General features: G+C 75.2%; 17 protein-coding genes and 1 pseudogene. 10 read left to right on the top strand and 8 right to left on the bottom strand.

Annotated features, from left to right (window positions below; translation table 11 throughout):
• Together ACTUAL_RS24795 and ACTUAL_RS24790 are read right to left on the bottom strand one after the other, a co-directional pair.
• A pseudogene (locus ACTUAL_RS24795) lies at positions 1 to 263 on the bottom strand (ATP-binding protein); the annotation flags it as partial.
• Positions 260 to 847, bottom strand: coding sequence for a DUF4255 domain-containing protein (locus ACTUAL_RS24790; protein WP_096496243.1), 588 nt, complete (start codon positions 845 to 847; stop codon positions 260 to 262). The gene ACTUAL_RS24790 and the pseudogene ACTUAL_RS24795, both read right to left, overlap by 4 nt.
• Positions 848 to 1,125: 278 nt before the next feature.
• Between ACTUAL_RS24790 and ACTUAL_RS24785 the strand changes: the two genes are divergently transcribed.
• From ACTUAL_RS24785 to ACTUAL_RS24750, 8 genes are all read left to right on the top strand, one after another.
• Positions 1,126 to 1,974: a helix-turn-helix domain-containing protein gene (locus ACTUAL_RS24785; protein ID WP_096496244.1), complete on the top strand. Its 849-nt coding sequence runs from the start codon at positions 1,126 to 1,128 to the stop codon at positions 1,972 to 1,974.
• Positions 1,971 to 2,168, top strand: coding sequence for a DUF397 domain-containing protein (locus ACTUAL_RS24780; protein ID WP_440901940.1), 198 nt, complete (start codon positions 1,971 to 1,973; stop codon positions 2,166 to 2,168). The genes ACTUAL_RS24785 and ACTUAL_RS24780 overlap by 4 nt, the downstream gene beginning before the upstream one ends.
• Positions 2,169 to 2,377: 209 nt before the next feature.
• Entirely contained in the window at positions 2,378 to 2,746 is a 369-nt protein-coding gene (locus ACTUAL_RS24775) for an ATP-binding protein (RefSeq protein WP_015804102.1), read from the top strand.
• Positions 2,743 to 3,474 carry a SigB/SigF/SigG family RNA polymerase sigma factor gene (locus ACTUAL_RS24770; protein WP_440901939.1) on the top strand — a complete coding sequence of 244 codons (732 nt, stop codon included), beginning with the start codon at positions 2,743 to 2,745 and terminating at the stop codon, positions 3,472 to 3,474. The genes ACTUAL_RS24775 and ACTUAL_RS24770 overlap by 4 nt, the downstream gene beginning before the upstream one ends.
• A gap of 15 nt (positions 3,475 to 3,489) precedes the next feature.
• Positions 3,490 to 3,966: a hypothetical protein gene (locus ACTUAL_RS24765; RefSeq protein ID WP_440901938.1), complete on the top strand. Its 477-nt coding sequence runs from the start codon at positions 3,490 to 3,492 to the stop codon at positions 3,964 to 3,966.
• A gap of 91 nt (positions 3,967 to 4,057) precedes the next feature.
• Positions 4,058 to 4,984, top strand: coding sequence for a baeRF2 domain-containing protein (locus tag ACTUAL_RS24760; RefSeq protein WP_096496248.1), 927 nt, complete (start codon positions 4,058 to 4,060; stop codon positions 4,982 to 4,984).
• A gap of 223 nt (positions 4,985 to 5,207) precedes the next feature.
• Positions 5,208 to 6,299, top strand: a complete 1,092-nt coding sequence (locus ACTUAL_RS24755; protein ID WP_440901937.1) for a carboxylate-amine ligase — start codon at positions 5,208 to 5,210, stop codon at positions 6,297 to 6,299.
• A gap of 60 nt (positions 6,300 to 6,359) precedes the next feature.
• Positions 6,360 to 6,716 carry an STAS domain-containing protein gene (locus ACTUAL_RS24750; protein ID WP_015804107.1) on the top strand — a complete coding sequence of 119 codons (357 nt, stop codon included), beginning with the start codon at positions 6,360 to 6,362 and terminating at the stop codon, positions 6,714 to 6,716.
• Positions 6,717 to 6,897: 181 nt separating this feature from the next.
• Here ACTUAL_RS24750 and ACTUAL_RS24745 read toward each other — a convergent pair whose 3' ends face one another.
• The 3 genes from ACTUAL_RS24745 to ACTUAL_RS24735 all read right to left on the bottom strand — a co-directional run bounded on the left by ACTUAL_RS24745 (position 6,898) and on the right by ACTUAL_RS24735 (position 8,402).
• On the bottom strand, positions 6,898 to 7,242 hold the full coding sequence (locus tag ACTUAL_RS24745) for a hypothetical protein (protein WP_015804108.1): 345 nt from the start codon (positions 7,240 to 7,242) through the stop codon (positions 6,898 to 6,900).
• A gap of 102 nt (positions 7,243 to 7,344) precedes the next feature.
• A complete protein-coding gene (locus tag ACTUAL_RS24740) occupies positions 7,345 to 7,788 on the bottom strand; it encodes a hypothetical protein (protein WP_096496250.1) in 444 nt (147 codons plus the stop codon).
• A complete protein-coding gene (locus tag ACTUAL_RS24735; protein ID WP_440901936.1) occupies positions 7,785 to 8,402 on the bottom strand; it encodes a DJ-1/PfpI family protein in 618 nt (205 codons plus the stop codon). The genes ACTUAL_RS24740 and ACTUAL_RS24735 overlap by 4 nt, the downstream gene beginning before the upstream one ends.
• 107 nt (positions 8,403 to 8,509) lie before the next feature.
• On the opposite strand from ACTUAL_RS24735, the gene ACTUAL_RS24730 reads away from it, so the two are divergent.
• On the top strand, positions 8,510 to 9,487 hold the full coding sequence (locus tag ACTUAL_RS24730) for a GlxA family transcriptional regulator (RefSeq protein ID WP_440901935.1): 978 nt from the start codon (positions 8,510 to 8,512) through the stop codon (positions 9,485 to 9,487).
• Between the two features lie 132 nt (positions 9,488 to 9,619).
• A complete protein-coding gene (locus ACTUAL_RS24725; protein WP_440901934.1) occupies positions 9,620 to 11,467 on the top strand; it encodes a protein kinase domain-containing protein in 1,848 nt (615 codons plus the stop codon).
• On the opposite strand, the gene ACTUAL_RS24720 is transcribed toward ACTUAL_RS24725, so the two are convergent.
• The 3 genes from ACTUAL_RS24720 to ACTUAL_RS24710 all read right to left on the bottom strand — a co-directional run.
• Positions 11,464 to 11,940, bottom strand: coding sequence for a nucleoside deaminase (locus ACTUAL_RS24720; RefSeq protein WP_096496252.1), 477 nt, complete (start codon positions 11,938 to 11,940; stop codon positions 11,464 to 11,466). The two genes, ACTUAL_RS24725 and ACTUAL_RS24720, sit on opposite strands and share 4 nt — an antisense overlap.
• Positions 11,941 to 11,989: 49 nt before the next feature.
• Complete coding sequence (locus tag ACTUAL_RS24715) at positions 11,990 to 12,496, bottom strand: hypothetical protein (protein WP_157767872.1); 507 nt, start codon at positions 12,494 to 12,496, stop codon at positions 11,990 to 11,992.
• Positions 12,497 to 12,625: 129 nt separating this feature from the next.
• The coding region (locus ACTUAL_RS24710; RefSeq protein ID WP_440901933.1) for a CHAT domain-containing protein at positions 12,626 to 13,136 on the bottom strand (511 nt) is incomplete at its 5' end.

Genomic DNA, 13,136 nt, shown 5'->3' with positions numbered 1-13,136 from the left:
GCGGCGGTCCGGGCCAGGCGGCCGAGGCGGCCGGGCGAGGCGGGGTCGTGGAACGGGGCGAACGCCTCGCGCGGGGTGGCGAGCAGCGAGTCGATGACCTCGTCGGACAGGTAGAGGCCCCGGAACGGGTCGTCGGGGGCGGGGTCGGTGGCGCGGCGGGCGGCGACGGCGTCGCGGATGCGCCGCTCCAGCGCGGCGAGTCGGGTGAACAGGTCCCCGGCGCCGACGAGACCCGTGACGCCCGCGGGACTCGTGGTGCTCACGCGACACCGTCGAGCGTGGTGTCGCCCAGGTCCACGCGCACGGTGCGCGCGGGCGGCGCGGCCGGGTAGGCGCGGCCGGTGTCGACCGGCGCGGACACCACGACGTCCAGCGACGGCTTCAGCTCGCCGCCGAGCGCGCTCCACACGTCGGCGAACGCGCGGTCCTCCGGCGGCGGCAGCGCGCAGGACATCGGCACCGGCAGCTCCAGCGCGGCCAGCGAGCCGGTGAGCAGCGAGGCGGGCAGGGACTCGTGCCGCAGCAGCCCCACCAGCAGGTCGGACAGCAGGCGGTGCTCGTCCTCGGTGCGCTGCACCCACGCCGTGACGAGGTAGGACAGCTTGACGTGGCGCGGCGGCAGGCGGCGGGACACGACCTGGCCGCGGTCGTCGTAGGAGTTGAGCATCCCGCGCTGGCGGCGGCGCAGGTCCTCGCGGATGTCGTAGAGGTAGACGTTGACCGTGGGCGCGTTGCGCCGCGCGGCCCAGTCCTTCGTCGGGGCCTCGAAGGCGACCTCGACGTCCGTGCCGCTCAGGGCGTGTTCCCTCACCAGGCGCCGCAGCGCCTCGTCCACCTCGTGGATCATCGCTCAACCATGCGCCGGGCGCGGGCGCGGCGGGCGCGGCGGCGCGGCGGACCTTGGGGCAGGGCGCGCTGCCCGGAGGGACGACGGCGGCTGCCCTCGTGGGCAGCGGTTCAGGGGCCGCCCGGGGGGCGCGGGAGCGCTTCAGCTCAAGTGGCGCAAGGGATTCCCCGAATGCCGGGCTTCACCGGGCGACAGCTGCGCTGTTATGTTGCAACTGTCGCAATACATAGCCCTATCGTGTCATTGCCGAGTGGAATCCGCCGGGTGAACATAGCGCCATGCCAGGAAACGCCTACACGTCGGTGAAGTCGCGCACGGTCGCGGGCGCTCTGCGGACGTACCGCGAGCAGCACGGGCTGAGCTGCGAGGACGTCGCGAGCGTGCTCGGCGTGTCCTCCAGCAAGATCAGCCGGATGGAGACCGGCAAGAGCGGTCTGCAGGTCGAGGACGTCTCCGCGCTGCTGGGGTACTACAAGGTGCCCGGCGCCAGGCGCAGGGAGCTGCTGGACCTGATGCGGCGCGGCGAGGAGCTGGGCTGGTGGGAGCGGCAGGCCGGGCTGCCCAAGCTGTGGCGGGCGCTGATCGACTTCGAGAACAAGGCGACCGCGGTCCACAACTACGAGTCCATGGTCGTGCCGGGACTGGTCCAGACCGCGGAGTACACGCGGGCGCTGATCCGCTCGCTGGACCCGGCGCTGCCCGAGCACGAGCTGGACTCCCTGGTGACCACGCGGATGGCGCGCCAGGCGGTGCTGAACCGGGCGAGCGCGCCGGAGTACCTGGCGGTGCTGCACGAGGCGGCGCTGCGCATCCGGGTCGGCGGCGACGGCGTGATGCGCAGGCAGCTGCGGCACCTGCTGGACGTGGCCGAGCGGTCGAACGTGGTGGTGCGCGTGACGCCGATGGGCGCGGGGGCGCACGTCGGGCTGTCGGGGGCGTTCACGCTGCTGGAGTTCGCGCACGAGCCCGCGGTGGTGTTCGTGGAGAACCAGTCGACGGGGCTGTTCCTGGACGGGGCGGCCGAGGTCGACGGGTACCGGCGGGCGTGGGGGCGGATCGTGGACGTGAGCCTGTCGCCTCGGGCGACGGCGGAGCTGCTGGCGGAGCTGGTGGAGGAGCGGCCGTGACGGACCTCGGCGGTGGCGGCGCGGGCCAGTGCGCGCGGTGGCGCAAGAGCAGCCGGAGCACGAACGTGGCGAACTGCGTGGAGCTGGCGCCGGCGGGAGCGGTGACGGCGGTCCGCGACTCGAAGAACCCGGCGGGCGCGGTGCTGCTGTTCCCCCGGCCGAGGTGGGCGGCTTTCCTGGCGGGGTGGCGGTAGGGCGGGCGCGGTCCCGGCGCTCCCCGCCGACCGACACCCCGACCGCCCCCGGCCCAGGCGGTGGCGGGCAGCCGCCGCCCCCGCGACCGCCGCGTCGTGCGCCCCACCACCGAACCTCCCTCCCCTCCTCCACGCCCGCCGTGGTGTAGACCGCCCACCCTCCGGGTATGCAGCGGTCCACAGCGACGAGGCGAAGGAGCGGACACCACATGGACGGGGTGGAGGTTCGCGTTTCCCTTGCCGCCCGACCCGCCAGCCTCCCCACGCTGCGCGCGATCGCGGCGCAGGTCGCACGATCCGCCGAGGCGACGCCGGAGCTGGCCGTCGACCTCGTCATCGCGGTCGACGAGGCCTGCTCCGCGCTGATCGCGCGCGCACGCGAACGAGCGACCCTCGCCTGCAGGTTCCACACCGACGGCACCTCTGTTCGGTTCCGCGCACACGTCGGCACCTCGGCCGTCACCGTTCCCGGCCATGACTCGTTGTACTGGCGAGTCGTCAGTTCGGTGACCGACGCAGTCACCAGTTGGGTGGACGGTGACGGCCTTCTGCACGTCGAGTTGAGGTGTCGGGGATGAGTGCGGTGGTGGACTTCCAGCCGTTGTTCCGCGAGTTGGCCGAGGCGCAGTCACGCGCTGAACGCCGCCAGGAGCTGCGGGACCAGCTGGTGACGGAGTACTTGCCGATCGCCTGGCACATCGCCGACCGGTTCGCCGAGCGCGGCGAGTCGGTGGAGGACCTGCGGCAGGTGGCCGCCGTGGGCCTGATCCACGCGGTGGACCGGTTCGACGTGCAGCGCGGCATCGACTTCCTCGCGTTCGCCGTCCCGACCATCACCGGCGAGGTGCGCCGCCACCTGCGCGACCAGGGGTGGGCGGTGCGGGTGCCGCGCAGGCTCAAGGAGCTGTGCCTGGCCATCGACGCCGCCCGCGTCGAGCTGGCCCGCGCGAGCGGTCGCACGCCGACGCCGAGCGAGGTCGCCCGGCACCTGAACCTCTCGCTCGCCGAGGTCTACGAGGGGCTGCACGCCACCTCCTCCAACCACATGGTCTCCCTGGACGAGGTCGACTCCGACCACCGCCTCGGCGTCGACGACCCGGCCCTGGAAGTGGTCGAGCTGCACCACGCGCTTGATCCGATGCTTCGCGGGCTACCCAAGAGGGAGCGGAGGATCGTGCTGCTGCGGTTCTTCAAGAACATGACGCAGAGCCAGATCGCCGACTCGGTGGGCGTGTCGCAGATGCACGTGTCGCGCCTGCTCAGCCGGTCGCTCGCCCGCCTGCGGGACCTGCTCGACGAACGCTGAAACGAGGTGGCCACCATGAAGAGGCTCGACTGGCCGCGCCGAGCGGCACTGGCCCTCGGCGTCCTGCTTGTGCTGTGGGGCATCGCGGACCTGTTCGGACTGGGCGGTGGCCCGATCCCGAGCGTGGTGCACGCGGCGGCCGGGCTGGCCGTGGGGTTGTCCGCGGCGAACCGGGACTCGCTGCGCCGCACCGGGATCGCGGTCGGACTGCTGCACCTGGTGGCGTTCGCGCTGGGCGTCGAGGGCACGGGTGGCGCCTTCGACGCGGGCCCGGTCGGGAACTCGCTGAACCTGGTCGTCGGCCTGGCCTGCGTGGCGCTGGCCGTGGCGGGCGCGTGGAGCCAGCGGCGCGAGGCCGAGGAGAAGGGCGAGGACGGGCCCGGTGCGGGCGGTCGGCTGTCATTGGACGACCGCAGCGCCAAGGGCTCCCGGCACGCCCGGCGTTCGCTGCGCGCGCGCCGCGTTCGGCCCAACTCCCCCGCGCGCCTCTGAGGTCGCCTGATCCAGGGACGCGCGGGCGGATTGCCGCCGCACGACGAGGGGTACCACTGCTAGGACCGGTTCGAGCGGGAGGTAGAGAGCGATGCACACGGCTTCCCTGCGCGGCGTGGTCCGCGCCCGCGGCCCGTTCGTCTCGGTGTACTTCGACGCGGGCCACCACCCGGAGCTGCGCTGGCAGACCATGTGCGACCGGCTGGAGGCCGACGGCGCGGACCGGGCGCTCCTGGACGCGCTGGAGGACGCGGTGCTGGCCCGCCCGTCGCAGCCGGGCATGGCGGGCCGGGCGCTGATCGCCGCCGAGGGCCAAGTCGTGCTGGACCGGCACCTGCCGGTGCCGCCCGCGCGGACCGTGGAGCGGCGCGGCGACCTGCCGTACCTGCTGCCGCTGGTGGACCTGTCCGAGCCGCTGGTGCCGCACGTGGTGGTGCAGGTGGACGACCGGGGTGCGGACCTGCGCGGCGTGGACCCGTCCGGCCGCCCGGTCGCGGTGGCCACGGTCGGCGCCCGCTCCTCCGGCGCGGCGCCGGAGCTGGACGTGCTGGAGCTGGACGACGTGGCGCACGAGGCCGCGTCGCTGGTCGACCGGTTGCGCGCGGAACTGCTGGTGCTGGCGGGCCCGATGGCCGCGCGCCGGGCGCTGCGCGTCGCACTGCCCGACCGCTACCACCGCCTGGTGGTGGAGATGGAGGGCCCGGCGGACCCGGCGGTGCACCACCTGGCGGGCCGGGCGAACCGCAACGAGCGCCGCGCCGCCGTGGTGCGCTTCCGCGAGGAGTCGGCGCGGGTGGGCGGTCGGGCCCTGCAGGGGCTGGACGAGGTCATCGTGGCGCTGGAGCGGGGCGCGGTCGCGACGCTGCTGCTGACCGACCCGCTGGTGGGCGACCGGTTCGCGCCGGAGGGCCGGGCGGACGAGGTGCTGCCCGCGCTGGCGGTCGAGCACGACGTGGAGGTGGTCCTGGTCGGCGACGCGCTGCGGTTGACCGAGGACGTGGGCGCGCTGCTGAAGTAGCGCGGTTCCCCCGCCTGACCGCCCCGAATCCCGCTGTGGCGACGACCACAGCCGCGCCTTCCCCCTCTCGAAGACGACACCTCGCTCACCTGCGCGAATCCGGCCTGACCACGGCCTTGCTGCTCCGAACGGCCCAGCGCCCGCTACCGCACTCGCGCTCACCCGCGGAGGCGGACACCGAAGGTGGTGGTTGAGCTCGGTTCGGAATGGGTAGAGAGCGCCCATGACGCAGCCGTGGACCGTCGGGGTCGAGCAGGAGTTCCTGCTCGTCGACCCCGAGTCGCGACGTCCGGTCCCCCTGGCCGAGGCGGTCGCCGAGCACGCGGGCGCGTCGTTCGACGTGCAACGCGAGCTGACCCCGTTCCAGATCGAGGTGGCCACCCCGGTGTGCCACTCGTCCGCCGAGCTCGCCGAGCAGGTCCTCGCGGGCCGCAGGCACCTGGCGAAGGCCGCCCGCGCCGCGGGTGGCGCCCTCCTGGCGTCGGCCGTGCCGCCGCTGGGCATGACCGGGCCGCCCTCGATCACCGAGGACGCCCGGTACCTGAGGATGCAGTACACCCACCGGAAGATGCTGGCCGGGCAGGGCGTGTGCGGGATGCACGTCCACGTCGGGGTGCCGGACCGGGAGACCGCGATCCGCGCGTCGAACGCCCTGCGCCCGTGGCTGCCCTCGCTGCTGGCGCTGAGCGCGAACTCGCCCGTCGAGGAGGGCCAGGACACCGGCTACGCCAGCTGGCGCTCGATCGTGTGGTCGCGCTGGCCGGTCGGCGGCCCCCCGCCGCAGTTCACCAACGCGGGCCACTACGACGCGCTGGTCTCCGCGCTGGTGGCCACCGAGGTCGTGCTGGACCCGGCCATGGTCTACTGGGACGTCCGGCCGTCGACGCACGTGCCGACGGTGGAGATCAGGGTGGCCGACATCCCCCTGACCGCCAAGGACGCCGTGGTCATCGCCGAGCTGGTGCGGGCGTTCGTGCGCACCGCCGCCGACAGCGCGCCGACCGAGCCGGTCAACGACGTGCTGCTGCGCGCCGCCTACTGGCGGGCGGCGCGGGCCGGCGCCGAGGGCCAGGCCATCGACCCGAGGACCGGGGCGCTGGTCCCGGCGCGCGACCTGCTGGCCGAGCTGCTCGCGTTCGGCGAGGACGCGCTGCGCGACGCCGGGGCGCAGGACCTGGTGCGCGGGCACCTGGCCGCGGTGGCGGAGCACGGCGGTGGCGCGGCCAAGCAGCGCAGGGCCTTCCTGAACGGTGAGGCGGACCCCGCCGACGTGGTCGACCTGGTGCTGGCGGAGACCACCGCCGACATCGCCTGACCGTGCTGGGAACACGTGGACGGCGCCGCGAGTGCGGCGCCCTGATGAGAGGAGACCGGCGTGCCTGAACCCGCGACGCTCGCTTCGGTGCGGGTCGAGGAGCCCGAGGACGGTGTGGTGGTGCTGCACGTGTCCGGCGAGCTGGACACCACCAGCGCGGACGAGCTGGCCAGACCGCTCAAGGCCCACCTGGGCGGGGGTGCGCGCTCCGTGGTCGTCGACCTGGGCGGGGTGCGCTTCCTGGGCTCGGCGGGCCTGGAGTCGCTGGTGATGGGCCGCAAGCTCGCCGAGGAGCAGGGGGTGGAGCTGGCGCTGGTGGCGTCGAGCCGCTCCGCGCTGCGCCCGCTGCAGGCGACCGGCCTGGACTCGGTGTTCACGATCAAGCCCACCGTGGAGGAGGCTCTCGCGCGCGGGTGACGCGCGAGCGCCAGCCCCGGAGGGTTCGTCAGCGCCTTCCGGGGATTCGCCCTGCGGTGGTCTGGCCGCAGGGCGAGCACCGGCCGCGCGGGAGAACCCGCGGCGGTCGGACCGGTACGTCGGCAAGCGCTTGCCCCAGTGTTGTGGAGAGCGCTTTCCGCCACCCGTCCGAAGTCGGCGGCTAGTACCCGCGCCGCACCGTGCGGATCGCGCACCGGACCGCGCCGAGCGGCGGCAGCGCCCGACCGCGCGGGGCGACGACCCAGCGGGAGGACCCGGCGGGCACGCTGCCCGGCCCGGTCCAGCACCGCGCCCCCGGCGGGAGCACGTACCCGACCGGGTCCACGTCCGGCTCGGCCAGGAACAACCAGCGCAGCCCGCTGCGCCGGATGGCCAGGATCGGGCCGAGCGGACCGGCCATCGTCAGCTGGTGGCTCACCTCGGCCGCCCAGCTCGCGGGCAGGTCCACCGCGACCGCGTCGCCCGCCAGGAGCAGTTCCCCGTCCTCCACGTGCCACTCGCGCATGGGCCGAAGAGTGGCGGGACCTCGTTGCGGGAATGTGTCCTGGCGCACCTTGCGGCGTTAAACCTCCGCGTGGTCGGGTGACGATCCCGCGTGGCCGGGCGCTCAGGCCCCGGTGGTCGAGCCCGGCCGGACGATCATCAGCACCGTGACGACCGCCCACAGCAGGTTGAACAGCCCGGTGCGCGCGGCCAGCCGCGCGGTGGTCGAGCGCTCGGCGGGCGGCCCGTCCGCCGCGACCGACGCCACCAGCCTCTCCTGCCCCGGCAGCACCTGGAGCACCAGCACGCCTGCGGCGAGCGCGGTCAGGACGATGGACGTGATCAGCCAGGCGTCCCCGAGCACCCCGAGACTGCTGGCGGTGAACATGCCGAACAGCGGCACCGCGATGCCCAGCGCCGCGTACGCCTTGCAGATCCGGTTGAGCAGCTTCAGCTCCCCCGCCCTCCCGGCGCGGGCGGCGGGCGGGAACATGCTGGCGGCCACGGTCACCGGGCCGATGGCCACGATCGCGGTGATCACGTGCACCGCGAGCAGGAACTTGGTCACCGCGCGGTCCAGGGGGTGCCGCGCCGCTCGTGGTGGAAGAGCCGCTCGGCGGCCAGCGCCGCGTCCGCGCCGAGGTAGCGGTCGAGCTGGTGCAGCCCGAGGTCGAGCCCGGAGGTGACGCCGCTCGCGGTGACCAGGTCGCCGTCGTCGGCCACCCGCGCGTCCACGGCCCGCGCCCCGAGCCCGCCGAGCAGCTCCAGCGCGCCGGTGTTGGTGGTGGCCGTGCGCCCGGCGAGCAGCCCGGCCAGCCCGAGCAGCACCGAGCCGCCGCACACCGTGGCGACCACGACGCCCTCGCGCCGGACGGCGGCGGCGAGCGCGCCCGCGAGCGGGGTGGCCAGGGCCGCGCCGAAGACCCGCCGGACGTCGTCCTCGGTGAGCGCGACCGCGCCGGGCACCACGACCAGGTCGGCCCGGTCGGCGTCGACCGGCCCCGCGGCCCGGAGCGAGATCCCCGGCAGCCCGCTGGGCACGAGCCGGGCGCCCTCGGCCGAGACGAGCTCCACCTCGAACGCGGCGCCAGCGCCGAGCGCGGCGGACGCGCCGAGCACCTCGTAGGGGGCGATCGCGTCGAGCGGGTCGAAGCCGTCGAACAGGACGAACTGGGCCAGCATCACTGGTTCCTTCCTCTGGGGGCGCCCCGAACGCTAGGGGCGTGATCCACCTCCCGGAACTGGCGGGAAAGCCACGTTCCGCCTGATTCCCGCCATAAGCTGGCCGGGTGCGCACCGTGGCCGTGCTGGCGCTGGACGACGTGATCCCGTTCGACCTCTCGACCCCGCTGGAGGTGTTCTCCCGCACCGCCCTGCCGGACGGCTCCCCCGCCTACCGGGTGGTGGTGTGCGGCGAGCGCGCGGAGGTCGGGGCCGGGCTGTTCTCGGTGCGCCTCACCGCCGGGCTGGAGGCGCTGGCCGAGGCGGACACGATCATCGTGCCGGGCACCGCGCAGCCGCACGTCCCACCGTCCGATCGGGTGCTGGACGCGCTGCGCGAGGCCGCCGGGCGGGGCGCGGTGCTGGCCTCGATCTGCTCGGGCGCGTTCGCGCTGGCCGCCACCGGCCTGCTCGACGGCCGCAGGGCCACCACGCACTGGATCGCCGCCGACCGGTTCCGCGCGCTGTTCCCGGCGGTCGAGCTGGACCCGGACGTGCTGTACGTGGACAACGGGGCCCTGCTCACCTCGGCAGGCGCGGCGGCGGGGCTGGACCTGTGCCTGCACCTGGTGCGCCGCGACCACGGCTCCGAGACCGCCGCGCACGCCGCCCGGCTGTCCGTGGTGCCGCTGGAGCGGGAGGGCGGGCAGGCGCAGTTCATCCCGTCCACGCACCCGGTGGCCCCGGAGGGCTCGGAGCTGGAGCCGCTGCTGGCGTGGCTGGACGAGAACTGCGCGCGCGAGCTGACCGTGGACGACATCGCCGCCCGAGCCGCCATGAGCACCCGCACGCTGAACCGGCGCTTCCGCGCGCAGACCGGCACGACCCCGCTGCGCTGGCTGCACGTGCGGCGGGTGCGGCTGGCGCAGCGGCTGCTGGAGGCGACCGGGCGGCCGGTGGACCTGATCGCCGGCCAGGTCGGGTTCGGCTCGCCGACGGCGTTCCGGGACCGGTTCAAGCGGGTGGTCGGCACCAGCCCGCAGGCGTACCGGGCGGCGTTCCGGGGGGAGCGGGGCCGGTCTTCCCCCGAACCGCCGCTCGGGTGAGACTGAACGGGTGACACCGGGCCCCCGACCAGCGGTGTCGATCTCCACGGGCGCGGTCGCGCGGGTGGAGGAACCCCGCGCGCCCCCGCGGCGTCGGTGTGGTGGGGGACCGATCGGAGCCGGGGGGAGAGCATGTCCGCTGAGGTGTTCGGGCCGTACCGCGTCGAGGGCCTGCTTGGTCGCGGCGGCATGGGCGAGGTGCACCGCGCCTACGACACCGCGCACGACCGGGTCGTGGCGCTGACGCGCTTGTCGGCGGTGTACCACACGGACGCCGAGTTCCGGGCGAGGTTCCGGCGGGAGTCGCAGGTCGCGGCCCGGTTGCGGGAGCCGCACGTGATCCCGATCCACGCCTACGGCGAGATCGACGGCACGCTGTACCTGGACATGCGGCTGGTCGAGGGCGAGGACCTGTCGGACGTGCTGGAGCGCGGGCCGGTCGAGCCCGAGCGGGCGGTGCGGATCGTGCGGCAGGCCGCGAGCGCGCTGGACGCCGCGCACGCCGACGGGCTGGTGCACCGGGACGTGAAGCCGTCCAACATCCTGCTGTCGGCCGGGGACTTCGTGTACCTGGTCGACTTCGGCATCGCCCGCAGCGCGGCGGGGGACAGCACGCACATCACCGCGTCCGGCGAGGTGCTGGGGACGCTGGACTACATGGCGCCCGAGCGGTTCAGCGGGACCGACGTGGGCGGCGCGGTGGACGTGTACGCGTTGGCCGGGGTGCTGTTCGCCTGCCTGACCGGGCGCAGGCCGTTCACCGCCGAGGGCACGGCCGCGCAGATCTGGGCGCACATGCAGGAGGAGCCGCCGAGGCCGTCCGAGGCGCGGCCGGGGGTGCCCGCGGCGCTGGACGCGGTGATCGCGCGCGGCATGGCCAAGGACCCGGCCGCCCGGTACCCGACCGCGAGCGCGCTGGCCGAGGCGGCTGCGGCGGCGCTGGACGGGACGGCGGTGGTGCCCGCGGGGACGCGGGTGCACCAGCGGACCGGGCCGCAGGCGGGACCGCGGCAGGTCGAGCCGCAGCGGGTGGGGCCGCCCTCGCAGCCGGTCCCGGCGCAGGCGGGGCCCGCCCAGAACCCGGCCGCCCAGAACCCGCCTGCCCAGAACCCTCCCGCCCGGACCGCGCAGCAGCACCCGCCGGTCCCGACCGCGCCGAACACCCGGCCGCAGCAGCACGGCCCGTTCTCCGGACCGCAGCAGACGTCGTTCTCCGGGCCGCAGCGGTTCCCGCTCTCCGGCCCCCAGCCGAACTGGGGCCACCCGCCCGCGCCCGCCTCGACGCGGTCCGCGCGGCTCGCGGTGCTCGGCGCGGTGCTGGTGGTGCTGGTGGCGGCGGGCGCGATCGGCGCGGCGACGTGGCCGTGGGGCGGGAAGGCGCAGACCGGCCAGGGCGGCGGCACGAGCAGCGCCGCCACCACGACCTCCGCCACCACCGGCACGACCACCGGGACCACCACCGGCACGGGCGCCACCCCCCGCACCGGTTCCGCCGAGGACCGGCGGACGCTGTCCGAGCGGCTGCCGAAGATCTACCGGCTGTCGTCCTCGTGCGCGGACGGCGACGTGGGCGGCACCGGCGCGGTGGCCGCGTCGACCTGCGGCGCGCCGACGATGGACACCGCGGGCATGACCTCGCCGACCAGTGCCGACTTCCTGCTGTTCGCGGACCGGGCGGCGCAGGACAAGCACTTCGCCGACCTGGTGAAGGCCGAGGACATCCCGCGCGACGACTCGCAGGGCGGGTGCCGCCCCACCACGCAGCGGACGCACTACTCGACCTACTGGCGCCAGGTCACCGGGGTCACCGAGGGCGACTTCACCACCTGCTTCGTCAAGGACGGCAGCGGTCAGGTGTGGTGGGTGGACACCGAGACGCTGACCACCGGCGTGCTGCGGTCCACCACCGCCACCACCCCGGACGGGCTGGAGGCCCTGGACCTGTGGTGGAACATGTGGGTGCTGTCCCAGGACCGCTAGCCGCGCTCCCGCCCGATGTCCTCGAACCACAGCTCCGGCCGGGCCGCGGTGAACGCGGTCATCAGCTCGACGCACCCGGCGTCGTCCACGAGCACGATCTCCACGCCGTGCTCGGCCAGCCAGTCGTGGCCGCCGCTGAACGTGCGGGCCTCGCCGATGACCACCCGCGAGATGCCGAACTGCCGCACCAGCCCCGAGCAGTACCAGCAGGGCGACAGGGTGGTCACCATGGTGGTCCCCCGGTAGCCCGCCCTGCGCCCGGCGGCGCGGAAGGCGGCGGTCTCGGCGTGCGTGGAGGCGTCGTCGTCCTGCACGCGCCGGTTGTGCCCGCTGCCCCACAGCTGCCCGTCCGGGCCGAACAGCGCGGCGCCGATCGGGATGCCGCCCTCGGCGAGCCCGGCGCGCGCCTCGGCCACCGCGACGGCGAGCAGGTCGGCGGGATCGGCGGTGCGGTTCACGGGTGCGTCGGCCACGCGCTCGAACCTAGCGCCACCGGACCGCCGGGGCACGGGTCCGATCGGCTCAGGGCTCGACCCGCTTGAGCCGCCACAACCCGGCGGTGTCGAGCACCACGGGGGTCGGGTGCACGTCCAGCGGGGACGCGGCGGGACCCACCCTCGGGTTGTTGCGCAGCGCGATGAGCACGGTGCCGCTGTCCACCGGCACGACCCGCCAGGACAGCGGGGACCGGGTGGTGGCGACCTCGTTGCCCGCCTCGGGGCGCCCCAGCACGTTGAGGTGGCGGTCGGTCCCCGGCACCGCGAACGAGCAGGTGGCGTCCGGGAAGCAGGACACCGACCACACCTGGCTGCCCGGCGCGCCCTCCGCGTCCAGCACGACCTTCCCGTCCGGCCCGTCCAGGGCGGTGAGCAGGGCCTCCGGGCCGTCGTCGGCGCGCGCCTGCGCGACCGTGAAGCGGCCCCCGCCCGGTCCTGGGGCGGCCTCGATCGGGCTGGCCGAGGCGGTGGGCGCGGTGGTCAGCGCCATGAGCGCGGCGGCGGTCAGCGCCGCTGTTCGTCGGATGTCCATGCCGTCCGGTGTCCCACAGGTCGGGTGGTCGCCACACCCCCTTTCACCCGTTGGTGCAGCAACTTCCGCCCCCGACGGGCCCCGGCCGAGTCCGCTGTGGACGCGCCCGACAAGTCCACAGTGGACCGGTCACGCGCCGAAGCACAGGAACCCCGCCCCCGCCGCGAACTCCAGATCACCGAGCTCGGCGTGCGCGGCCTGGGCCCGCGCGAGCGCGGTCGCGGGCGGCAGCCCGTCCCGCAGCCCCCGGTGCAGCTCGACCACCAGCGGCGCGGTCTCCTCGGCGGGCACCGGCACGACCGGCGCGACGAGCGCCCCGGTGCCCGCGCCGAGCAGCGCGGCGGTGAACCCCAGCAGCTCGTCGCCCGGCCGCACCGCCGACAGCCCGGAGTCGCAGGCCGACAGCACCACCCGCGCGGGCGGGGCGGCGAGCCGCTGCAGGTCGTAGCCGGTGAGCGGGCCGTCCGCCAGCTCCAGCGCGGAGAACAGCGGGTTGTCGGCGCGGAAGGTGCCGTGCGCGGCCACGTGCGCGAGCGGCGCGCCGTCAATGGCCGCCGCGACCGCGTCGACCGTCGCCCCCTCCCCCGCCAGCACCAGCGCGTCGCCGGTCAGCGCGGCCACCGCGTCGACCTCGCCGCGC

The sequence above is a fragment of the Actinosynnema sp. genome (assembly GCF_052038725.1).
Note: the sequence above shows the minus strand (reverse complement) of the source record. Positions and strands in the feature narration are given on the sequence as shown.